This is a genomic window from Frankia sp. Hr75.2 (genome assembly GCF_949319125.1).
In the GTDB taxonomy this organism is placed as follows: Bacteria; Actinomycetota; Actinomycetes; order Frankiales; family Frankiaceae; genus Parafrankia; species Parafrankia soli.
Genome location: NZ_CASGGV010000077.1, coordinates 1 through 20,891 on the forward strand (window position 1 = coordinate 1; position 20,891 = coordinate 20,891).

The window sequence follows — 20,891 nt, forward strand, 5'->3', positions numbered from 1 at the left end:
AATGTGCCAGGGACAGGCGTGAATACCACCGAAGATCAGGCGGGGTGGGGTGCGGGGAGTAGTCGTGGCACGAGGCGGACGTAGGCGACCATGCCGAGGACTTCGACGAGGGTCTGGGTGACCACGACGACCGGTACGACGGCGAACTGGTCGGGCAGGGCGAGGGCGAGCGGGAGGACGACGAGGGAGTTACGGGTGGCACCGGTGAACAGCACCGCCCGTCCCGAGGGGACGTCGAGGCGGAACAGGCCGGCCAGTGTCTTCCCGGTGAACGCCATGACGGCGAGGAATGCCAGGTAGAACGGGACGACGGCGGCGACGTCGCCGAGCCTGCCGTCGAGTTTCGGGAGCTGGGAGGCGACGACGGCGATGAGCACGGCGGCCATCAGCGGGACCATCGCCGCGCTGGCCGTCTCCGACACGTGCTGCCCGGCTGGTCTGCGGGCTGCCCAGCCCTGGGTGACCCAGGCCAGGGCCAGCGGAACGACGATCAGGGTGAGGAACGCTTGGAGGAAGGGCCCGGCGTCGACGATGTCGGCCAGGTCCGAGCCGAGGAAGGCGAACAGCAGGACGGGGAGGACCAGCATCTGCGCGAGCAGGAGCAGCGGGGTCGCGGCGAGCAGACGCCGGCTGCTGCCTCCGGCAAGGCCGGTGAACACGATGACCCAGTCGATGCAGGGGCAGAGCAGAACCAGCAGCACCCCGAGGCGGACGGCCTGATCGTCCGGCAGGAACGGAAACATCGCGGCGACCACAAGCGGCACGACTGCGAAGTTCACGACCAGCGCGGCGGCGAGGAACCGGCCGTCGCGCAGGGAGCGGGCCAGTTCGGCGGCGGGGACCTGGAGGAACGTCACGTAGAGAAGCGCCCCGAGCAGCGGGTTGATCGCGTGTTCCAGACCCGGTCCGAGGCCGGGTGCCGTAAGGCCGAGCACGGCACCGGCGGTCATGGCAGTGAGATAGACCGCGACCTGATGGTGTTCCATCCGGGCGACCAGGCCGACCGGTTTCTGCGTCAGCGCCAGACTCCTTGATCGCTGGCCGGGTATGTTCCTGTCATCGTCGCAGGTCACCGGCGCCCCGCCGTCTCCCGTCGGGGTCGTGCGGTTCAGCGCCGGGTAGGTGTCGCCGGGTCCCGGTGATTGCCGGGGGGATGGGCAGACCCAGGTCGACCGGTCCGGTGACTGCCTGACAGGCGGTGCGGCGGCGACGGCGGACCACGACGGCGCCGAGCAGCGCCGCGACCGCCACCACGGCCAGCGCGGGAACCCAGACGGCGGCGACGGTCGCCACGGCGCCGACGGCGCCGACGGCGCCGAGCACGGCGAGCAACGGCCCGATGCAGCACACCGCGCAGGCGGCGAACGCCGCCGCGGTGGCCCCGATCGTCGACCAACGGCGCGGACGGGTCGCAGAAGCGGAGGGGTTCATGCGGACACTCCGAACAGGTCGGTCAGCAGGGCGGTGGCGGTCTCGGGGGCGCGGACGGTCAGGACCAGACCGGTGGCGGTGAGCTGGAGAGTGAAGGCGAAGAAGGCGCAGCAGTCCTGCTCGGCCGCGGCGAGTGCGGCGACCCGCGCGGCGAGGTCGGGGCCGGGTGGAAACGTCAGCCGCAGGCCGTCAACGATCTCCTCCCGGCTGTCTGCCTCCTGGAGCAGCCGGCGCCATCGGGCGGCCCGTTCGGCCTGTTCGCCGCCGCTCAAAGTGCAGGCCACCGGTATCGACTGCGATGCCGGATCGTCGGTGGCGATCTCAGGTCGCCCCGGGGTGAGCGTGAGCGGCACCGGACCGGACTTCGCCGGGGTGGTGGATTGCGCCGGGGTGGTGGTCAGGCAGCCGCAGTCCGGGCCGCAGCCACCCGCCGGTGCCGGCTCGGCGAGCTCGGTGTGGAACGCTGCCAGACGCGCCGAGAACGCGGCCAGTTCGGCGGCCCGCCGGTCGGCGTCAGCGATACGGGCGGCGACGAGCGGCAGCATCCGTTCCCGGACCGCCGCGCACACCCCCCGCTCCCAGACCGTCAGGAGATCACCGATCTCCTCCAGTGCCAGGCCGAGGAGCTTCGCGGACGAGATGAACGCCAGCCGCTGCACCGCCTCCTCGTCGTAGACGCGGTAACCCGACGGAGCGCGCTCGGCGGGCAGCAGGCCCGCGGTCTCGTAGAACCGCAACGTGCTCGCCGGAACGCCGCAGCGGTCCGCCAGCTGCGAGATGCGATAGGTGGCCATGAGCCGGACGGTAAACCTTCGACCCGACTCGAAGGTCAAGCCAGGGGCCGGGGTGCCGGTGCCGAGGACGAGCCCGCAGAAGACCCGCCCGTCCCCCTCCGGCTGAGTCGTGTGCCGTCACCAGGTCCGGGCAAGCACATTGGTCAGGTAGCCGGTCATGCGGTCGAGCTTCGGCTTGTCCTCGGGGTTCGTCGCCGTGAGCTTGCCCTGCGCCCACTCGGCAGCCCAGGTGGGAACGTTGTGGGCGACGATCACATACGTCCAGTTGTGGCCCCACCGGTCGGAGTCGTACCGCTCACGCATCGCCCTGGCGGTCGAATCAAGGGCCCAGTACGGATCGAGCGCCCGGTCCTTCGTCACGTCCGGCAGTGTGGTGTTCCACTGGCAGAGCCCGAAATCGGAGTTGGTCCAGTAGCCGACGGCCCCGGGATCCCAGTTGCTCTCAAGCGCCGTCACGCCCCGCAGCAGTCCCCGCGGAACGGTGTACTTGGTTGCGTACCGGTCGGCGATCGGCATGAACAGCGCGTACGAGGTCTCCTTGTGGACCAGGCCCGGCGGGTTCCGCTCGGTGGCGGCGAGGTACATGTCCTGGTTGATGACCGGCTGTCGGTGTTGCTGGAAGGCGATCACCGCGGCCCTCGTCCGCTCGGTGAACCGGCCGTCAGTCGGGATCGGCGTGCCCGGGCCGTTGTGCCAGTTCAGCGCCCGCTGGATCGCTTTCACCGCGGCCCGCACGGCCGCGATGTCGTCCTGGCTGCTGCCCTCGGGAGCTCGCTCGCCGGCACCGATCCCGTAGTAGGGGCCGAAACCGGTTCCAGCGGCGTCGACGGTGCCCCCGTAACCGTCCTTCGGCCAGCTGCCCCTGCCCACGCGCACCCGGTCCGGTGTGGTCAAGGTGCCTCCTCCTCGCCGCCGCCGCCGGCGATCGCCATCGCCATCGCCATCGCCGAGCGTAAGGCGCCCGGTCTCCGTACGGGACGAAACCGACGGAAGCGATCGCCGATCTGATCCGCGAGCCGCACGCAGCCCGCGGAAGCACTCGACGTGTAGGTCATCGCACGCCGCCGGCCCCGCCGCGGTGCCGCCGTCCGGGCGAGGTGACCGTGCGGAACACGGAAGGCCTGCCGTGCGATTGTGCCTGTCATGGTGACTCTTGGACCGATCGGTATCGCGGCTTCCGGGCTCGCGGCGGACCATCCCGACGCCCAGATCGATCTCGCGCGGAAAGCGGAGGCCGCGGGCTACTCGACCGTCTGGCTGGCCGGTGGCCAGGGAAACAATCTGCCTGCCATCGACCGGGTCGTGCGTGCGACGGAGCACATCCAGGTGGCCAGCGGCATCCTTTCGGTGGACGTCGTACCGGCCCGCGAGGTGGCGCAAAGCTACACGGACCTCGAGAAGGCCGCACCGGGCAGGTTCGTCGTCGGCCTCGGCGGCGCGCATGGCCCCAAGCCCCTGCGAACGCTCAACTCCTACCTGGACGACCTCGACACCGAAGCCCCTGTCGTGCCCGCGGCCTCGCGCGTGCTCGCCGCACTCGGCCCGGCGGTCCTCGCCCTCGCCCGGGACCGCGCGGCCGGCGCCTACCCGTACCTGGTGACCCCTGAATATGTCGAGGAGGCGCGGGCGACGCTCGGCCCGGGCTCGGCACTGGCTGTGCTGCTGACGGTCGTGCCCGAGAGCGATCCGGCCACCGCACGGGCCGCGGCCGCTGAAGGGCTGCGGTTCCTGCGCACGGTGCCGGGTTACCACCGCAACTTCCTCCGCATGGGATTCACGGACTCCGAGATCGCCGACCTCGACGCCAGATTCGTCGACGCGGTGACCGCCTGGGGGAATCTCGACACGATCGTCACCCGCATCCGTGAGTACCACACCGCCGGCGCCGACCAGGTCGTCCTGCGTCTCAGCGGCGAAGCCGAGTTCTTCGACCGCTGGCTCCACCGGTTCGCCGAGGCGTTGCTGCCCTGACCGACGGGCGGGCCGGCGAGTGGGCTCGCCCGTTCTGGGAGCATGGGTGGTGGCGGGCCCGTGCGAGGGTCAGGCGACGGCCGTCAGGCGGTGCGGCCCCGCCATCGCGTAGGCCCGCCATGTGCGTAGGCCCCGTCGTCGCGTCGGGGCCGGCGTCGTGTCGGGGCCGCGCCTGGCGCCGCCACCGGCTGAAGGACGGAGCGAGGGCGATGACGTCGACCGGCGACGAGATCCGACCGACCATCCCTGACCTGTTGGGGCGCTGCGCTCGGGAGTTCGGCTCCGCCGACTACATCGTCTCCCTGACCGACCGGCTGACCTACGCCGAGGCGGAGGAACAGTCCGCCCGGGTGGCCCGGTGGCTGTTGCACGAGGGCGTCGGTAAGGGCACCCGCGTGGGCCTGTTCTTCCCCAGCGGCGTCGAGTGGGCCGTCTGGTGGCTGGCCGTGAGCCGGATCGGGGCCGTGGCCGTTCCGCTCAGCACCCTGTACCCGCCGGCGGAGATCGCCAAGGTCGTGCGGCTGGCCGATGTGCAACTCCTGGTGGCACCGACGACCGTGCTGCGGATCGACGTCGCGCAGCGGTTCGAGACGGCGTTCCCCGAGCTGGCCGGGCAGCCGGCCGGGCAGCCGGCCGGCCAGCTCGAGCTGGCGGGCGCGCCGTACCTGCGGCGGATCGTGCTGACCGGGCGGACGGACCGGGGCTGGGCCACCCGATGGGATCCGCGGGACCCGCCGCTGGTGCGGGCCGAGCTGCTCGCCGCGGTGCAGGCCGAGGTCACCCCGGCCGACCTGGCGATCATGGTTCACACCTCCGGTTCCACCGCCGACCCGAAGGGCGTGCTGCACACCCACGGCACGCTGGTGCGCCAGACCTCCACCTGGCCGGCGGCGATCCGCGGGCTCACCGGCGTCGACCACGGGCCACGCATCCTGTGCGCCATGCCGTTCTTCTGGATCGGCGGGATCCTGGCCGCGACCGGAGCTCTGCACGCACCCGTCGCGGTCCTGGTGCTGGCGCGGCTGGAAGCCGGGCCGGCCCTCGACCTCGCCGAACGGGAACGGGCGAACGGCGTCGTCGGATGGCCCGCGTTCACCCAGCAGCTGCGGCTGCACCCGTCCTTCCCCAGCCGGGACCTGCGCAGCGCCCCCGCGCTGCGGGAGGGGCCGGTGGACCTCGCGATGGCGGGCGTCCCGGACGGCCATCCGATCCACCGCAGCCTGACCGAGTCCGGCGGCAGCTTCGCGTTCACCGAGACCGCGATCGTCGACGCCGCCGGCGAGCGCGTCCCGGACGGGACCGTCGGTGAGCTGCTCATCCGTGGCATCGGCTCGATGGCCGGCTACAACAAGCGCGAGCGCGCGGAGGTCTTCGACGCGGACGGCTGGTACCACACCAGCGACCGCGTCTACCGCAGGACGGGCGACCCGCGGCTGTTCTACGTCGGCCGGGACAGCGAGCTCGTCAAGGTCGCCGGTTCGAACGTGGCACCGCGCGAGGTCGAGGCCGTCATCGAGGAGTTCCCCGAGGTCGCGCACTGTGTCGTGACCGGTGTCGAGCATCCGACCCGCGGCGAGGAGGTGTGCGCGGTCATCGTTCCGGCCGGCACGACCGGCACGGACGTCGACGTGGACGGTCTGACCTCACGCACCCGCACGCTCCTGTCGAGCTACAAGGTTCCGACCCGGTGGATCGTCGCCGCGGACGACGAGGTGCCGGCCCTGCCGAGCGGCAAGCCGGACCGCCGGGGCCTGCGCACACTGATCGAGGACGGCCGACTGAAGTAGGCGCGCGCTGCGGGGCCGGCTGAGCTCGTCCGCCCCGAGATCGGGTCTGTGGTCAGGTGTGAGCACGGGCGCGTCGGCGTGGCGGCATGTGGGTTGAGGCCTCCGGTGGGCGCACGGAGTTGATCAGTCACCGTACGCTGTCATGCCACCGACAAAGTCCGAGCATCGCTCGAACAGAATGCTTGACTGGCGCCCGATGTGGCAGCTCGCACGCAGACTGTCGCGCAGACATCGACCTGTCTGAGGAGAATCCGTCGTGGCCCGATTCCTGTTCGCCACAGTCCCGGCCGTCGGCCACACCGTGCCCGCGCTGCCCATCGCCCGCGCCCTGATCGAACGCGGCCACACCGTGCGCTGGTACACCGGCGTCGCCTTCGCGGAAAAGGTCGCCGCCGTTGGTGCGAAATTCCACCCGATCACAGATCCCGACTTCGACTACAGCCTAGTCGGGTTGGAGGAGCACTATCCGCGGCGCCGGGAGCTGTCCGGGCTGAAAAAGCTGCAGTTCGACCTGGTTCAGGGGTTCTCCAAGCCCGTGCCGAACCAGGTGCGGGACCTGATGGCACTGTTGCAGGAGGAGCCGGCTGACGCCGTCGTCACCGACACCGCATTCATCGGCGGGGTACTCCTGCAGGAACTGGGCGGACCGCCGGTGGCCGGTTTCGGCATCAGCGTCCTGCCTTTCCCCAGCAGGGATCTCGCGCCCTTCGGCATGGGTCTGGCGCCGGCCACCGGCCCACTGGGCCGGCTGCGCAACAAGGCGCTGGCCGGCTTCACCCGCCAGGTGGTGTATCGGCCGGTCACCGCCGAAATCAACCGGACCCGGCGGATGCCCGGCCTTCCCGCGACGGCCGGGACGATTTTCTCCTACCCGCTGGCCACTCAGCTCTATCTGCAGTTCAGTCCGCCCAGCTTCGAGTACGACGTCTCGGACCTGCCCGGCCAGGTCGCCTTCGTCGGGCCGCCGCGCCCGCCGGTCGACCCCGGGTGGGAGCCGCCGTCCTGGTGGCACGAGCTGTCCGGACGGCGGGTCGTGCTCGTCAACCAGGGGACCGTCGCCACCGACGCCGATCAGCTGATCCGACCGGCGCTGGCCGGGCTCGCGGACGAGGACGTCCTCGTCGTCGCGGTCACCGGGGGCAGCGACCCGGCAGAGCTCGGGCCGCTGCCGGCCAACGCGCGGGTGGAGCGGTTCATCCCGTTCGACCAGCTACTACCGCGGGTCGAGGTGTTCGTCACCAACGGCGGCTACGGCGGCGTGCAGCTCGCGCTCTCGCACGGTGTCCCGATCGTCGGCGCGGGCAGGACCGAGGACAAGATCGAGGTCAACGCCCGGGTGGCCGCGTCCGGCGTCGGGGTGAACCTGCGCACTCAGACCCCGGAGCCGGACGTGATCCGTGGAGCTGTCGCGAAGGTTCTCGCCGACTCCCGGTACGCCACCGCCGCGCGTCGGATGCAGGCCGAGATCGCGCAGGCAGGACGCGAGACCCGGGCAGCCGAGTTGCTCGAGCAGCTCGCCGACGGATCGACGCCGGGCCGGTCCGAGCTTGTGTCAGGGACGACGGGCGATCGACTCCACCCAGACCACGCCGCGTTTTAGAGGGTCTTCGAAGTTATGCGGTGCGGAGGTGTCCGCGGGCTCGGCGGGTGGTGACGCAGCGTGCGCGTAGGCGCTGGTTGGTCGGATTGCGAAGCCATAGGCGGCGCGGCCGACGAACTTGATCACACGGTTGATCCCCTCGCTCTTGGCGTTGCTGATGCCGGTGTTCAGGAAGGCTTCGATCTCGGGCCACCAGCAGCGCCTGGCCGATCGGGCCCTGGTCCATCAGCGGGTTCCACATCCGCTCGAACTCAGCGTCGGTGAGGTCTTCGCGGTTGCGCAGCAGCTTGCGCCGGGCCTTCCACTCCGGATCTCCGGCCCGGCCACGTCTGCCGCGGTGTGTGCGGGTCAGACGGCGGCGGACGAGGCTGAGCATCTTGTTCGCAAGCTGCACCACGTGGAAATGATCGACCACCACGGTGGCCTGCGGCAGTCCGGTGCGGATCGCCGCCCGACACAACGGGGACATGTCGATGGCCACGAAACGAACCCCCTGGCGCCAGGTGAGCGGGGTGTCGGCCGGCCAGGCCAGCACATCGCCGGCGGCCCGTCCCTCGATCTGCCCCAGCAGACCGTCGCAGCCTGCGGCGTCGACGAATCCGGTGTGCCAGCGATCGGCCGCCGCAGACCACTTCCCCGTCTGCGGGTCCTTCTCCCAGCGGGCCCTGCCCCGGCGGGTCTCGTCGATCCCCAGCACCTCGATGTCCGGCAGCGGCGCCTCGGTCACCGCAGTGGCAGCGGTACGGAAAGCCTCCCGCTCAGCGCCTCGTCTCGTACCTGGTCAGCACCACGCCGCCGGGGAACGTCCGCGTCTCCACCAGATCCAGGTTCACCCAGCTGTCCAGCGCGGCGAAGAAGGGCGTGCCGCCGCCCACCAGAACCGGATGGGTGGCGATCGCGTACTCGTCGATCAGCCCGGCCCGCATGGCCGCCCCGGCGAGCGTCGCGCCGCCGATGCCCATCGGGCCGCCGTCCTCTGCCTTGAGCCGGGTGATCTCGGCGATCGCGTCGCCGGTGACCAGGCGGGTGTTCCAGTCGACCTTGTCGATCGTCGAGGAGAACACCACCTTCGGCGTGTCCCGCCAGTTCCGCGCGAACTCGATCTCCGCCGGGGTGGCGTTGGGCTGCTGGTCGCCGGTCGGCCAGTAGGAGCTCATCGTCTCCCACAGCTTGCGCCCGTACAGCGACAGGCCACTCGCCTGCTCGTGGTCGAGCCACCACTGGAACAGCTCGTCGCTCGGCGGCCCGCTCCAGCCGATGTCGTCGCCGGCCGCGGCGATGTAGCCGTCCAGGGTCAGGTTCATGCCGTAGATCAGTTTCCGCATGGCGCCAGCCTTCCGTGAGTCGGACTCCGGCGTACAGACCGGCGCCGTGCGGGAAACTCATCGGTGCGCGATCTGGGCTCACAGGTAGTCCTCGTGGTCAGGGCTCAGTGTGGCGTACTCGCCAGCTCGGGCACCCGACGGATCTCGACCTCGCCCTTGCACGGCAGCAGCCCGCCAGCGAACCGGACCTGGGCACCTCAACCGCAACCAGGCCGCCGAACAAGCTACGACGCAGAAAGCGCGAAATCTGAAGAAATGCCGTGGAACTGAGACTCAAGCCAAGTGATATTCCGTGAGACAACCAACGAACCCGCCGGTCAAACAAGATCGACATGTCACGCGCGCTGAGATCTTACAGGTGATGGCCGCGTTCCGCAGCGCCGCCGAGACGGTGACTCAGGCGCCGCTTGCCGATATCGGGGTGCTGGGCATCGACGAGACCCGGCGGGGCAGGGCCCGCTGGGAGAAGGACCCGGAGACAGGAAAGTGGTCTCCGGCAGCGGATCGCTGGCACACCGGATTTATCGACGCCGCAGGTCACGGTGGGCTGCTCGGCCAGATCGAAGGACGGGCCACCGGTGATGTGCTGGCCTGGCTGGCCGGCACCCCGCTCGCCTGGCGCCAGGCCATCCGGTTCGTGGCCATCGACATGTCACCGTCCTACCGGGCCGCCGTGCGCACCGGCCTGCCGCACGCCACCGTCGTAGTTGATCACTTCCATGTCGTTCAGCTCGCCAACAAGACGCTCAATCTGGTGCGCCGCCGTCTCACCCGAAGCGTCCGCGGCCGGCGTGGCCGGACCACGGAGTGGAAGGCCCGGCGCAAGCTGCTGCGCAACCGCGAAGACCTCACCGACGCTGAGTTCGAGCGGATGTGGAACCCGCTGATGGACCAGGGCCCGATCGGCCAGGCGCTGCTGGTGGCCCGAGATCGAAGCCTTCCTGAACACCGGCATCAGCAACGCCAAGAGCGAGGGGATCAACCGTGTGATCAAGTTCGTCGGCCGCGCCGCTTACGGCTTCCGCAACCCGACCAACCAGCGCCTCCGAGCACGCTGCGTCACCACCCGCCGAGCCCGCGGACACCTCCGCACCGCATAACTTCGAAGACCCGTTTTAGATCGACGTCGACTTCCGCGGCCTGTGCAGCGCTGGAGACGTCGACCGTGCCGGTTCTTCTGGTTCACGGCACGCACGGCTTTCTCGCACCGGAGACGATCGGCGAGTTCCGCGCCCGCGTGCCGCGGGCCGAGATCGTCGAGATCGAGGCGGGCCACAACGTCCAGGAGCAGCAGCCGGCCGCGCTCGCCGCCGCAACCAGCCGCTTCCTGCCCGGCCCGACGGACGGGACCGCATAGCGGCGCCTGCAGATCGGCCCACAGTGTGTGACCAACGACAAGATCAGACGGGGCGACACACTGTCAGATCCAGCCTGGCCTCAGGCTTTTCGAACAGCTCGATCTCGAATCTGGCCTGTCGGAGACGGTCGTGGAGCTCGTCGACCGGAGGAGTCCATCGAGCCAGTCGCTCGCGATCCGAATCTTGATAGATGCCGAGCAGGCGCCGTTGATCGCGAGCAAACTGCGACCACGTTCCGAGTAGCAGAACACCATCGTCCGCGAGTATCTCCCGCATACGCTGGATTATGCTCTGCAGATTGTCGTTTCGCGAGAGCTTCCGATCCCAGCCGAAATGAGACAGAGTGCCCAGCATACAGGTGACAAGATCGAAGTCTCCTCTCGGTAGCCGATCCGAGGAGAAATCAACGTGTTCAATCCTGATCCGTTCGTCTCCCGGGAAACGTCGTTCAAGACTGGCCTGAGCGAAACGGACGCAGTCAGGGTCGTCGTCGATGCCGATGAGTTCTCCGCTGGGAACCGTGGCATCCCTGAAGAGGGCGATGTACCTGCCCGTGCAAGTGCCGACATCGAGATGACTCCGCAGGTTTCCCCAGCGCCCGATGGACTCAATCGCGGCTACTGCTCGACGAGCTTCAAGTGTCTTCAATCGCTCGTCCTCGCCATCGAGATCGAACTCGTACGCCGTCAACCAGTTACCCGTGTAGTCGATCCTTGTATCGGCGCTCCTGATGGAGTTCTGCATGAGTTGGAGGAAACTATCCACTGGTTGTGCTTCCTGCCATAGGTCATCGAAGTAGGTTTCAGCCGCGGCTAGGTACGACGCAAACTCGCGCGTCGTCGCACAATGACTTTTCACGCCGCGAATACTTCCCATACTACCACCCTGGAAAGAGTCCACTCGGAACTCGTCGTAAATTGCCAGCTCGTTGTCGTAGGGGTCATCAATCAACCCCGGCGGGAGAGCGCGATGCAGGCTCCACGCATCGAACACCACCCGGACTTCAAAACCTGCGGCGATCATCGCCCTTATGTTGCGCTTGACGTGCTCAAAACGGTTGGCCGACTCGCGCAGTTCCCGTCCTCGCGCCAGTTCACGGAGATGAATGCGGTCCGCCCGGAAGGCCTGGACCACGGCTTCGACATCCTGGTCAAGAATGAACAGCCGGCGCGCCTCGCCGCCGTTGCGACTGAGCCGCACCATCATCTGAGCATTCGCAGTGAGAACACTCGGCTGCGGCCGGCTCCAAAATCCGCTGGAAAGGAACGTCGTTGTCCAGAACCGGCGCTTCACCAGAGCGAGTGCTTCCGCATAGCTGGACAACGCGCTGTCCGGGGAGTCAAAGTAAACTGGTTCGTCATAAACGTCAGTAATACTTGCAACCGACTCACCGAGTGAGCCGACAAGCTTGTCCAGCCGATTCTGCTCGCGTTCAACGGTCTTCGAGTAGCCGAACAGCGCTCCGACCGAGTCATTTGGAATTGACGTGCTAAGTTTGTTCCTGCGCAGAGATTCCCATCGCTCCTTGATCCGGCGGGCACATCCTTCCAGCGTCACGCCGAGCTTTATATCGTTACTGCCGTCAAACTGCTCGACCGTCAGACCGACCAGATCCGTCGGCAGTGTCACTCCCTCCTCTAGAAGTACGCAGACCCGATCCCGACCCAGCCCAGCAACAAAGAACCCATACTCCAGGATCACGTTGTCGCGACTTGAAATGAAGTCTCGTTCACCTCGGGCGACTTCGTCGTCCGCACCGAAGATAAGTATTGCGGCATCGACGGTTCTGAGTTCTTTCTGCAGAACATCGAGGATGTAGGCCCCCGGCGGAAATACATTCCGCCAGAGGTGTAGCTCGAACCGGTCGACCAGCTCGGCTGCCAGCGTGTTTACGATTCCCCTGTTGACGGACTTCCCTGAACTACCAATGAAGATCGTTGGGCGCCATCCAGGAACATCTGAGCTGGAACCGACCACAGTCAGCACCTCCGAAGGCCTACTTGCTCACAGTTGGCGCGACGATATCGTGGCCGATGGCCTCAATATCCCGAAACCTGTCGTAATCGCATTAGGAAACACATTGGTGACTACAGGTAATCGGACGATCCCTATTCCGTTTCCGTTGCGGCCCCCTCGGGGAACCACACCCGACACAACAACCGGACATCAGGGAGAATCTGCACCAAAGGGGCAGCTGGCTTCACGGGCGAGGCAGGCGACGACCCGGGGTCGCGCGTCAGGGACGGACGTAGGGAGCCGTGGATGCAGGTCACTGCGCCACGGACGGTCACTGGGATCTACCGCGCACCCTTCTTGCCCAGCGGCCGTCGCCCGACCCTCCGGCCCAATCCCGCAGATGAGGGTGCTTGCGAAACAAGGGCCGGAGGATCTGATCGCGGCCGGCGTTTATCATCTGGGTGGGCACTGAAAATCCTCCCGAAGAAGATCGGGTATCATTTTGGGTTGCTGCACCTGCGTCGCCGGGACCAGCTTGCAGTCGAATGAACCTCGACCCCTTAGGCCCACCAGCGAGAGTTACACCCCAGCAGAATCAGAGAACAGGACGCGCGCGGGATGGCAGCCAAAAAAGGACCACCACTCAAGCCGAAGATCACCTTTGGCAAGTTCGAGAACATTGACATGCGCGTAGCGCGAGTGATCTCGGCTCCACTGGCCGAGGGTACAAGGTTTCCGTGCCGTGTCATCGAACTGGATCTGGGGAGTCTCGGAATCCGTCACTCGGTAGGTCAGTATGCGCTGCTGTCAGAGGATGAACTGGTCGGCAGAAATGTCATCGTGTGCGCGAATCTCGGCTCACGAGAGATAGGTCCGTACACCTCAGACGCCCTGGTACTTGGGGTTCCCCATCCGGATGGCCCGGAAGATCAGGCGCAAGCTGCTCCACTTTTCGCCCACGAGAAGGCCACACCAGGCGATCAGGTCTACTGACTCTGCCTCACGATCTTCCAGTCGAGCAGGGCCCCGTGGCCCGAGGCCGCTGCGCCCGAGCCAGCCACCCGCAAGGACGGAGCGGCCGCTACCGAGACGTGTACACGTCCGGCCAGGGGGCGGCGGGCATGGCGGCGCCGATGTTGCGCCCCAGGTCAATCCGCCGCAGCCGGGTGCCGGACAGCTCGTACGCGTCGAGGTAGACGTCGCCGGTGTAGCCGGCCTGGGAGTTGTCCTTGGCGTTGGACGGGTCCCACCTGACGACGATCTCGTACTCGCCGTCACCGTCGAGGTCGCCGACACTGGCCTCGTTGGCGCTGTAGGTGTAGGAAACGCCGTCCGGGGTCTGGCCACCAGCCGGTATCTGCAGCGGGACGTCCGGATATCCGCCGCCCAGCCGCAACGCGGGCTCGGAGGCGGGCGGCCGATCTGGTCCTCGAACCCACCGCCCGGCCCCAACCGGCGGGACCGGCGGGAGACCCCTTGAAGATCAGCTGCCGATGACCTTGCAATACTCGCGCGGGCCGTCGTATGCCGCCTGCAGATCGGCCCACAGCGTGTGACCGCCGACCTCCGGCACGACCTGATAGGTCAGTGACTCGCTGTTGAACGGAGGGTTCCGCCAGGTTCCGCCGACGTGCCACGTCGCGGCCGTGCCCGCCTTCACGTGCGCGTCCGGTGAGAGGTTCTGGCCACGGAACACCAGGACCTTGTGCTTCCAGAAATCCTCGCGCAGGGCTTCGGCGGTGGCGTCGTCGACGCCGTCCGCCAGGTTGACACCGACGATCTCGGCGCCGAGGACCGGGCTGGCCCGGCGCGTTTCGTAAGGCGCGGTTCGGGTGACGGTCACCGTGACCCCTCTCTGTACGGGACATCTGGAGCTCGATCGCGTGCAAGCCTCACCGGAGCGACCGTGCCTGGAGGGCGGACCAGCGGCTGGGCGGGCGAGACAGCCCGCGGTTCTCGCGCGATGTGCGGCCGGTGTACTCGGTACGGAACAGGCCGCGGCGGCGCAGCTCCGGAATCACCAGGGTGGCGAAGTCGTCGAGCGTGTCCGGGAGATAGGGGAAGACGACGTTGAAGCCGTCCGCGCCGCGGCCCTCGAACCATTCCTGGATGTGGTCGGCGATCGACTCCGGGGTACCGACGATGGTCCTGGTGTCGCGGGCGAGCTGGTGGGCGAGCTGGCGGATGGTCAGGCCGCCGGCCCTGGCCCGCTCGACGATGTGCCGCTGGGCGCTCCGGCTCTGGTCGGAGGGCGGCAGGTCCGGCAGCGGCCCGTCCAGCGGATGGGCGGTCAGGTCGACGCCACCGAGCCAGTAGGCGAGGTCCGCCAGCGCGACGCGCGGGTCCAGCAGCGCGGTCAGCCGTTCCAGCTTGTCCTCGGCCTCGCTGATCGTGCGGCCCACGACCGTCGACAGGCCGGGCAGCACGACCACCTCGTCCGGGTTCCGGCCAGCCGCCTGGGTGCGCGCCTTCAGGTCGGCGTAGTACGCCTGCGCGCCCGCCAGGTCGGGATGGTGGGTGAACACCACGTCGGCGACCGAGGCGGCCAGCGTGCGACCGGCGTCCGACGAGCCGGCCTGCACGATCACCGGACGGCCATGTGGCGGCCGCGGGATGTTGAGCGGCCCGGTCACCGCGAAGTGCTTCCCGCGGTGGTCGAGGCGGTGCAGCCTGGCCTCGTCGAAGTAGATGCCGGTCTTCTGGTCGCGGAGGAACGCGTCGTCGTCGAAGCTGTCCCACAGGCCGGTGACGACGTCGAAGAACTCGGCGGCACGCGCGTAGCGCAGCTCGTGGTCCAGGTGCCGCTCGAGGCCGAAGTTCTGCGCTTCGGCGTCGTTGAGCGACGTGACGACGTTCCAGCCGGCCCGCCCGCCGCTGATGTGGTCGAGGGAGGCGAAGGTGCGCGCCAGATGGTAGGGCTCGTTGTACGTGGTGGAGGCGGTCGCGATCAGCCCGATCCGGCTGGTCGCCGTCGCGAGGGCAGCGATGAGCGTGGTCGGCTCGAAGGAGTCGTTGACGACCGAGACCCGGCTCAGTACCTCCTGGTCGGCGAACGGCACTCCGACGAGGTCCGCGAAGAACACGGCGTCGAACTTCGCCCGCTCGGCGGTGCGCGCCAGTTCGATCACATGGCGGATGTTCACACCCGCGTCGGCCACTGTGGCCGGGTGCCGCCAGGCGGCGAGGAACTCCCCCGGCGGCTTGAGGAACGCGTTCAGATGGAGCTGGCGCGGGCGCGGGCGTTCCGGCGACGAGGCGGTCATCGCGCGGCCGGCTCGGTCTCGGCGACAGCCCGCCCGCTCTCGGCGACAGCCCGCCCGGACGGACGGGTCGGGGGCCGCGGGAGGCCCAGGTGCCCGCGCAGGGTGGTCTCCTCGTACTCTGCGCGGAACAGGCCGCGACGGCGCAGCTCGGGCACGACGTGGTCGACGAAGTCCTCGGCCGAGCCGGGCAGATAGGGAAAACTGACGTTGAAGCCATCGGCCGCCCGGGCGCGGAACCAGCGCTCGATGTGGTCGGCGACCGTCTCGGGCGTGCCCACGACCGAGGAGACCGCGGCGAACCGCAGTGCCAGCTGGCGGATCGTCAGGTTCTCCCGCCGGGCGAGGTCCAGAAGCAGTTCCTGCCTGCTCCTGCTGCGGTTGGTGACGCCGACGTCGGGGACCGGCCCGTCCAACGGGTAGCCGGAAAGATCCAGGTCACCGATGTTGTCCTGCACCAGCCGGCGCGCGACGTCGTCGTGCACCAGCTCCTGCAGCTCGTCGAGCCGGTCCCGGGCCTCGGCCTCGGTGCTCGCGACGTAGGGGGCGAGCACCGGCCAGACCAGGACGTCGTCGGGATCGCGGCCGTGCGCCGCCACCCGTCCCTTGAGATCGGCGTAGAACGCCTGCGCGCCCGGCAACGATGTCTGCGCCGTGAAGATGACCTCGCCGTGGCGGACGGCGAAGTCCCTGCCGGTCTCGGACGACCCGGCTTGGAAGATCACCGGGCTGCCCTGGGGCGGCCGTGAGATGTTCAGTGGCCCGCGGACCGTGAAGTGCTCCCCCGCATGGTGCGGGGTGCGCAGCCCGGCGGGCTCGTAGTAGATGCCACGGGCGCGGTCGCGGACGACCGAGCCGTCGGCGAAGCTGTCCCAGAGACCACGGACGACGTCGACGAACTCCTCCGCCCGCCGGTAGCGCAGGGCATGGTCGAGGTGGGTGTCGCGGCCGAAGTTGCCCGCCTCCAACGGGACGACCGAGGTCACCACGTTCCAGCCGGCGCGGCCTCCCGACAGATGGTCGAGCGAGGCGAACTTGCGGGCGATGTGAAAGGGCTCGTTGTACGTGGTGGTCGCGGTCGCTACCAGGCCGATCCGTTCCGTCACCGTTGACAGCGCGGCAAGCAGGGTGAGCGGCTCGAAGTGGTCGGCGCGCGGTGCGCCGCAGGGAGTCCAGGTCGTGGCCCCAGATCGCGACCACGTCCGCGATGAACAGCGCGTCGAAGGTGCCGCGTTCCAGCGTCCGGGCGAGCCGGATGTGGAAAGGCAGGTCCAGCTGCCCGTCCGGCGGCGAGAGCGGATGGCGCCAGGCCGCGATGTGCCCACCTGAGCCGTGCAGCAACGCCCCGAATGTCAGCCGCCGCGGCCTCCCCGCCGTGCCATCACCCGCCCGAGTTTGCACCTGGCCATTCATCGGACGGCCCCGACCACACCGCCAGTGCTCGCCACGGCACCGCGTGTCTGCCCGCTCGGGGCTTTCCTCACGCGAACGCTGCCGGCATTCCGACCACCGGACCACCGGACCACCGGACCCGCCGAGCGTCGCATCGTGGCGTAAGCACCGTCAACCACCGGACCGATTACTACTGAACTACTACCGAAATGTTTCTCCTCTTTGACTGCGAAGAGGAATCCCATCCGGCGGAAAGCAGCGCCGGCCCCGACCGAACACAATGCCGCATACCTGTCGCCTTTGATCCTTCCCCATGTTCCCGGCGAGGTACCCGCCGAGCACCGCGGGTCCCTTCCGACGATGCCCAGGGAGCGCACGGGCCGCGGCCGGTTGCGTCGCAGTAAGGTGAGGCACCATGAAGGTCGAAGTCTGGTCCGACATCGTCTGCCCGTGGTGCTACATCGGCAAGCGACGGCTGGAGAAGGCACTCACCCGGTACGAGCACGCCGACGAGGTCGAGGTCGTCTGGCGCAGCTTCCAGCTCGACCCGACGCAGCCACGCGGGGAGAACATCCCGACCTCCGAGATGCTCGCGCGCAAGTACGGCGTCACCCCGCCCGAGGCCAGGGCCATGAACGACCGCGTCAGCGCACTGGCCGCCGAGGAAGGCCTGACCTACCACCTCGACCGGGCCGTCACCGCCAGCACCTTCGACGCGCACCGCCTCATCCACTTCGCCGCCACGTACAACCTCGCCGGCGCGACGCAGGAACGGTTGATGCGCGCCACCCTGACCGACGGCGCGGCCGTCGACGACACGGACACGCTCGTCCGACTCGCCACCGAAGCCGGCCTGCCGGCAGACAGAACCCGCGAAGTCCTCGACGGCGACGCGCACGCCGACGACGTCCATGACGACATCCGCCAGGCCCGCGCGCTCGGCATCAGCGGCGTGCCGTTCTACGCCGTCGACCGCACCTACGGCATCTCCGGCGCCCAGCCGGTGGAGACCATCCTGGACGCCCTGCGTCGAGCATCGTCCCCGGTCGCGTCCTGACCTGATGGTGGGAGCCAGCATCCGAACTGGTGCGTCGCCGAACTGTTTGCTGTGCGCCCTCGGCCGGGCCGCACCGGCCATGCTCCCTCAGCGAGACGCGGTCCGGGCTTCGGCGAGCGCCCTTCGGCTGAGCTGATCGGCCGCCCGGGTCGTCTCCGGCAGCCGGTACCTGGGGCACAGCTCCAGTACCCACCGGCAGGCGGAGTCAAGGTTGGTGCGGTGCCCGACCGAGACGTACACCTCGCGGACACCGTCACGGGTCCGCAGCGCGGCTCCCACCGGCTCGCCGTCGAGAATGATCGCCGTTCGGTCTCCCCGACGCGGCCCAGGCGTTGAGTGGTCGCCGACAAACGGGGTCTTCGCCACGCCGATCGTCGGCAGGTCCAGGGTGACACCGAGATGACAGGCCAGTCCGAACCGTCGGGGGTGTGCGATGCCATGCCCGTCGCACACCAACAGATCTGGCGGCGCGGCCAACTGCGGGAGAACGGTTTTCCACGCTTCGAGCAGCGGCGGCATTTCCCGGAACGACAGCAGACCCGGAATGTAGGGAAACGCCGCCCGACCTACCACCGTGGCTGATGCGATCACCTCCCAGCCCGGCGCGGCGAGAACGACGACCGCGCCCGCGACCAGATCGGAGTCGGTGTCGTACGCGACGTCAAAGCCAGCCGTCGTCGTGATCAGGTCGGGGCCGGGCACGTCAGCCTGGACGAGCCGACGCAGCTCAGCCTGCAGCGCCTCAGCGTCCTCCACCTGCCTCACCGCAACCCCTCGCGCTGCCGAACGTCAACTCCCGCGACCGAACCGGACGTAGATCAGCTCAGTTCGGTCCCGTCTTCGGACCAGCGCTTCCTCTCGACGACTTTGGCATGATCGTACTGTGTCTCAGATTCCGGCTGACCGTTCGGGAACCAGGTACGGCCGACGCCGTGGCGACCCCCGTCGACATTCCAGTACTCGGACTCGAGGGTCCCATCGGGATAAAAAGTACGCTCCAGTCCTCTTCGGCGACCATTTCCATAGGTTTCAATCTTGCGGAGCTGGCCGTCCGGGTAGTAGGCGACAACCTCGCCGGTGTAAGGCTCGTCTTCATATACGACAAAAAGGTCGTCCGTGTAGTCGATGTCTTCGAACGTCACCGAACGAACCGGATCGGATTCAGTCACTGTCTTCTCCATTCGTCGACCGGAAGTTTTCCGGGGATGGACTCCACGCCACCGTCGCCGCCGAGGATGGCGGTGCAGTTAGGGCAGCAAGGAGCCGCCATCTTGGCCTCCGGCCGGTAGGGGAAGCGGTTATCCAAGAGCATTTCACCGAGCGATTCGACGCTCACCTGATATCCCATCGCCTCCCGGTCGTACAGTGCGCGACTGACATTTAATACCTCGGCATGACGGCCCGCGACATCCGGGTGCGGGAATCCACCCAACTCACCGAAGCGATACTGGTATGCCTCTGGGTTCTCCCCTGCCGCAGCCACGAGCCCGTCAAGACGCTCCTGAAGGATCGGGTGAAGATCCGTCGGAATCTCTGCCTCCTGGTTGATGGCCTCATATAAACGACCGGTGCGGGTATCCAGGAGGACGGAGGTGACGGGTGCCACCCGGTCCTTCGGTATGGTTCCGTCCCGCCGCGCGTCAAGATATCCTTCCGTTCGTTCATCTGCGAGTCCGTGAAGGTAGTCGCGGACGGGCGTCCCGTCGACCGAGTCGATAAGGCCGTTCTCGCCGCGCTGGAGGTCAGCCTCGTTCAGTTTCGGAAGCGGTTCTATCCTACTGAGTGGGGACTCGGGCCACGGGGAACCGTCCGGCTTGACCGACACCGCGTCGGGGTCGATGGTCCTGTCGTTCGCATCCCGCTGGTCGCCGGACGTCCGGACATCACCGGTCGCGGGCCCGTCGGCCTGGGCGGTTGGCGTATCCACCTCGGCCGCGAGAGCACCCGTCTGTTCTGGTTTCGAGACACCGGGGTCATCCGCGTCGTTGTCCACTGTTGTCCGAGCCGGAGTTTCCCGTGCGACCGGATTGCCGTCCGCGTCCGCCTGCCGACCCTCGCTGGTACGTCTTTCGGGTTCCGTCTCCGGCTCGGGTTCGAGTTCGACCTCCGGTGTCGGCTCGGCTTCCGGCCTGGGCTCTGCTTCAGATTCCGGTTCAGGTTCCGGCTGGGCTTCGGCATCGATGCCGGGGTCGGGCTCGTGGCCCTTGTCGTCGTCGCCGGCGACGGGGGAGCTTGCCGCCTCCTCCCCCGTCGCCTCGGGAATCTCTGGGGCCCCCGGGCCTGCCGAGACATCGGGCTCCTGGCGGGATGGTTGCGGACTGTCGGGCCCGAGCCCGGAAGCGGGCGCTGTCGGGGGCTCCGGGACGTTCTGGACATCTGCTGGGTCCCGCCCGTCCGGCTGCTCCTCCCGGGCGGCAGGCTCATCGGGTGCGCCTCGCGTACCCGGCGCAGTGGATGCATCGGACGCGTCAGTTGCGTTCCGGATGTCTGGCGCAGCTTCGGGCCGGACCGGTGGCTCGGACTCGACGTCCCGCTCGGGCCGGGTCGTCGGCTCGGTGACAGGGTCGGCCTGGTCGGCCTGGTCGGAGGACCTCGACTCGATGGCGGATTTGCGGTCGTCAAGGTAGGACTGGAACTCGGGCGTCGGTTCAAGACCGCGGCCTGACGGTTCCAGCCCCTGTGGTTCCCGGTCCTGCTTCGCCGGACTCTGCTGGTCTGTGTTCTGCGGTTCGTGCGGCGTGGGATCGCCGTCGAGCGGACTCATCTTGTCCTGGGTGCCGGGCTCGGCTGTCCGCGCGCTGTCGCTCTCGTGCTCAGGTCGCGTGGCGTCCTGAGCGGCGCCGCCGGACAGGCCCCGGCCGTCAAGGGCCGAGGCCTTCTCCCGGGTGGACGTGTCCGGCGGCGGAGGTGGTGGCGGAGGAGGCGGAGTGTCGGTCGTCGTCGGGCCGTCGGTCGCCATT

20 protein-coding genes and 1 pseudogene are annotated in these 20,891 nt (G+C 68.3%); 6 read left to right on the forward strand and 15 right to left on the reverse strand.

All coding sequences use genetic code 11. The features are described from left to right. Nucleotides 1-35: 35 nt before the first annotated feature. From AC559T_RS07520 to AC559T_RS07535, 4 genes are all read right to left on the reverse strand, one after another. On the reverse strand, nucleotides 36-986 hold the full coding sequence (locus tag AC559T_RS07520; protein WP_498868230.1) for an arsenic resistance protein: 951 nt from the start codon (nucleotides 984-986) through the stop codon (nucleotides 36-38). Nucleotides 987-1,056: 70 nt separating this feature from the next. Continuing rightward, on the reverse strand, nucleotides 1,057-1,431 hold the full coding sequence (locus AC559T_RS07525; RefSeq protein WP_498868231.1) for a hypothetical protein: 375 nt from the start codon (nucleotides 1,429-1,431) through the stop codon (nucleotides 1,057-1,059). After that, nucleotides 1,428-2,225, reverse strand: coding sequence for a MerR family transcriptional regulator (locus AC559T_RS07530; RefSeq protein WP_498868232.1), 798 nt, complete (start codon nucleotides 2,223-2,225; stop codon nucleotides 1,428-1,430). The genes AC559T_RS07525 and AC559T_RS07530 overlap by 4 nt, the downstream gene beginning before the upstream one ends. Nucleotides 2,226-2,342: 117 nt before the next feature. Continuing rightward, entirely contained in the window at nucleotides 2,343-3,119 is a 777-nt protein-coding gene (locus tag AC559T_RS07535) for a peptidoglycan-binding protein (RefSeq protein WP_112108249.1), read from the reverse strand. Between the two features lie 249 nt (nucleotides 3,120-3,368). Between AC559T_RS07535 and AC559T_RS07540 the strand changes: the two genes are divergently transcribed. The 3 genes from AC559T_RS07540 to AC559T_RS07550 all read left to right on the forward strand — a co-directional run bounded on the left by AC559T_RS07540 (nucleotide 3,369) and on the right by AC559T_RS07550 (nucleotide 7,583). Beyond that, on the forward strand, nucleotides 3,369-4,196 hold the full coding sequence (locus AC559T_RS07540; RefSeq protein ID WP_112108250.1) for a TIGR03620 family F420-dependent LLM class oxidoreductase: 828 nt from the start codon (nucleotides 3,369-3,371) through the stop codon (nucleotides 4,194-4,196). A 209-nt stretch (nucleotides 4,197-4,405) separates the two neighbouring features. Beyond that, entirely contained in the window at nucleotides 4,406-5,983 is a 1,578-nt protein-coding gene (locus tag AC559T_RS07545; RefSeq protein ID WP_498868233.1) for a class I adenylate-forming enzyme family protein, read from the forward strand. Nucleotides 5,984-6,239: 256 nt separating this feature from the next. After that, complete coding sequence (locus AC559T_RS07550) at nucleotides 6,240-7,583, forward strand: glycosyltransferase (RefSeq protein ID WP_498868234.1); 1,344 nt, start codon at nucleotides 6,240-6,242, stop codon at nucleotides 7,581-7,583. Here AC559T_RS07550 and AC559T_RS07555 read toward each other — a convergent pair. From AC559T_RS07555 to AC559T_RS07565, 3 genes and pseudogenes are all read right to left on the reverse strand, one after another. After that, nucleotides 7,536-7,766 carry a hypothetical protein gene (locus tag AC559T_RS07555; RefSeq protein WP_498868283.1) on the reverse strand — a complete coding sequence of 77 codons (231 nt, stop codon included), beginning with the start codon at nucleotides 7,764-7,766 and terminating at the stop codon, nucleotides 7,536-7,538. The two genes, AC559T_RS07550 and AC559T_RS07555, sit on opposite strands and share 48 nt — an antisense overlap. Before the next feature lie 52 nt (nucleotides 7,767-7,818). Then, nucleotides 7,819-8,310 (reverse strand): annotated as a pseudogene (locus tag AC559T_RS07560) (ISL3 family transposase); the annotation flags it as partial. A gap of 31 nt (nucleotides 8,311-8,341) precedes the next feature. Next, a complete protein-coding gene (locus tag AC559T_RS07565) occupies nucleotides 8,342-8,908 on the reverse strand; it encodes a dihydrofolate reductase family protein (protein ID WP_112106050.1) in 567 nt (188 codons plus the stop codon). Between the two features lie 361 nt (nucleotides 8,909-9,269). On the opposite strand from AC559T_RS07565, the gene AC559T_RS07570 reads away from it, so the two are divergent. Further along, the gene (locus tag AC559T_RS07570; RefSeq protein ID WP_498868235.1) at nucleotides 9,270-10,265 is read left to right on the forward strand and encodes a transposase; all 996 of its coding nucleotides are present in this window, start codon (nucleotides 9,270-9,272) and stop codon (nucleotides 10,263-10,265) included. Nucleotides 10,266-10,308: 43 nt separating this feature from the next. Here the strand turns inward: AC559T_RS07570 and AC559T_RS07575 are convergent, their stop codons facing one another. Beyond that, nucleotides 10,309-12,252 (reverse strand): TIR domain-containing protein, encoded by a 1,944-nt coding sequence (locus AC559T_RS07575; protein WP_498868236.1) that lies wholly within the window; start codon nucleotides 12,250-12,252, stop codon nucleotides 10,309-10,311. 588 nt (nucleotides 12,253-12,840) lie between these two features. On the opposite strand from AC559T_RS07575, the gene AC559T_RS07580 reads away from it, so the two are divergent. Then, nucleotides 12,841-13,215 carry a tRNA-binding protein gene (locus tag AC559T_RS07580; protein WP_112106053.1) on the forward strand — a complete coding sequence of 125 codons (375 nt, stop codon included), beginning with the start codon at nucleotides 12,841-12,843 and terminating at the stop codon, nucleotides 13,213-13,215. Between the two features lie 88 nt (nucleotides 13,216-13,303). On the opposite strand, the gene AC559T_RS07585 is transcribed toward AC559T_RS07580, so the two are convergent. From AC559T_RS07585 to AC559T_RS07600, 4 genes are all read right to left on the reverse strand, one after another. Beyond that, a complete protein-coding gene (locus tag AC559T_RS07585) occupies nucleotides 13,304-13,618 on the reverse strand; it encodes a rhamnogalacturonan lyase family protein (protein ID WP_498868237.1) in 315 nt (104 codons plus the stop codon). An 87-nt stretch (nucleotides 13,619-13,705) separates the two neighbouring features. Then, complete coding sequence (locus AC559T_RS07590) at nucleotides 13,706-14,065, reverse strand: TauD/TfdA dioxygenase family protein (RefSeq protein ID WP_498868238.1); 360 nt, start codon at nucleotides 14,063-14,065, stop codon at nucleotides 13,706-13,708. Nucleotides 14,066-14,114: 49 nt separating this feature from the next. After that, nucleotides 14,115-15,485 (reverse strand): LLM class flavin-dependent oxidoreductase, encoded by a 1,371-nt coding sequence (locus AC559T_RS07595; RefSeq protein WP_498868239.1) that lies wholly within the window; start codon nucleotides 15,483-15,485, stop codon nucleotides 14,115-14,117. Continuing rightward, nucleotides 15,482-16,588 (reverse strand): LLM class flavin-dependent oxidoreductase, encoded by a 1,107-nt coding sequence (locus AC559T_RS07600; RefSeq protein WP_498868240.1) that lies wholly within the window; start codon nucleotides 16,586-16,588, stop codon nucleotides 15,482-15,484. Before AC559T_RS07600 ends, AC559T_RS07595 begins: the two co-directional genes overlap by 4 nt. A 701-nt stretch (nucleotides 16,589-17,289) precedes the next feature. On the opposite strand from AC559T_RS07600, the gene AC559T_RS07605 reads away from it, so the two are divergent. Next, nucleotides 17,290-17,931: a DsbA family oxidoreductase gene (locus tag AC559T_RS07605; protein ID WP_498868241.1), complete on the forward strand. Its 642-nt coding sequence runs from the start codon at nucleotides 17,290-17,292 to the stop codon at nucleotides 17,929-17,931. Nucleotides 17,932-18,018: 87 nt separating this feature from the next. Here AC559T_RS07605 and AC559T_RS07610 read toward each other — a convergent pair whose 3' ends face one another. The 3 genes from AC559T_RS07610 to AC559T_RS07620 all read right to left on the reverse strand — a co-directional run bounded on the left by AC559T_RS07610 (nucleotide 18,019) and on the right by AC559T_RS07620 (nucleotide 20,890). Beyond that, on the reverse strand, nucleotides 18,019-18,687 hold the full coding sequence (locus AC559T_RS07610; protein WP_498868242.1) for an endonuclease V: 669 nt from the start codon (nucleotides 18,685-18,687) through the stop codon (nucleotides 18,019-18,021). Nucleotides 18,688-18,749: 62 nt separating this feature from the next. Beyond that, nucleotides 18,750-19,100 carry a toxin-antitoxin system YwqK family antitoxin gene (locus tag AC559T_RS07615; protein WP_498868243.1) on the reverse strand — a complete coding sequence of 117 codons (351 nt, stop codon included), beginning with the start codon at nucleotides 19,098-19,100 and terminating at the stop codon, nucleotides 18,750-18,752. Beyond that, nucleotides 19,097-20,890, reverse strand: coding sequence for a YwqJ-related putative deaminase (locus AC559T_RS07620; RefSeq protein WP_498868244.1), 1,794 nt, complete (start codon nucleotides 20,888-20,890; stop codon nucleotides 19,097-19,099). Before AC559T_RS07620 ends, AC559T_RS07615 begins: the two co-directional genes overlap by 4 nt. Nucleotide 20,891 lies beyond the last annotated feature (1 nt).

Coding starts and splice junctions, on each gene's coding strand:
- AC559T_RS07545 (WP_498868233.1), top strand. CDS start 4,406: ATGACGTCGACCGGCGACGAGATCCGACCGACCATCCCTGACCTGTTG.
- AC559T_RS07520 (WP_498868230.1), bottom strand. CDS start 986: ATGGAACACCATCAGGTCGCGGTCTATCTCACTGCCATGACCGCCGGT.
- AC559T_RS07605 (WP_498868241.1), top strand. CDS start 17,290: ATGAAGGTCGAAGTCTGGTCCGACATCGTCTGCCCGTGGTGCTACATC.
- AC559T_RS07540 (WP_112108250.1), top strand. CDS start 3,369: ATGGTGACTCTTGGACCGATCGGTATCGCGGCTTCCGGGCTCGCGGCG.
- AC559T_RS07570 (WP_498868235.1), top strand. CDS start 9,270: ATGGCCGCGTTCCGCAGCGCCGCCGAGACGGTGACTCAGGCGCCGCTT.
- AC559T_RS07620 (WP_498868244.1), bottom strand. CDS start 20,890: ATGGCGACCGACGGCCCGACGACGACCGACACTCCGCCTCCTCCGCCA.
- AC559T_RS07565 (WP_112106050.1), bottom strand. CDS start 8,908: ATGCGGAAACTGATCTACGGCATGAACCTGACCCTGGACGGCTACATC.
- AC559T_RS07530 (WP_498868232.1), bottom strand. CDS start 2,225: ATGGCCACCTATCGCATCTCGCAGCTGGCGGACCGCTGCGGCGTTCCG.
- AC559T_RS07525 (WP_498868231.1), bottom strand. CDS start 1,431: ATGAACCCCTCCGCTTCTGCGACCCGTCCGCGCCGTTGGTCGACGATC.
- AC559T_RS07580 (WP_112106053.1), top strand. CDS start 12,841: ATGGCAGCCAAAAAAGGACCACCACTCAAGCCGAAGATCACCTTTGGC.
- AC559T_RS07595 (WP_498868239.1), bottom strand. CDS start 15,485: ATGACCGCCTCGTCGCCGGAACGCCCGCGCCCGCGCCAGCTCCATCTG.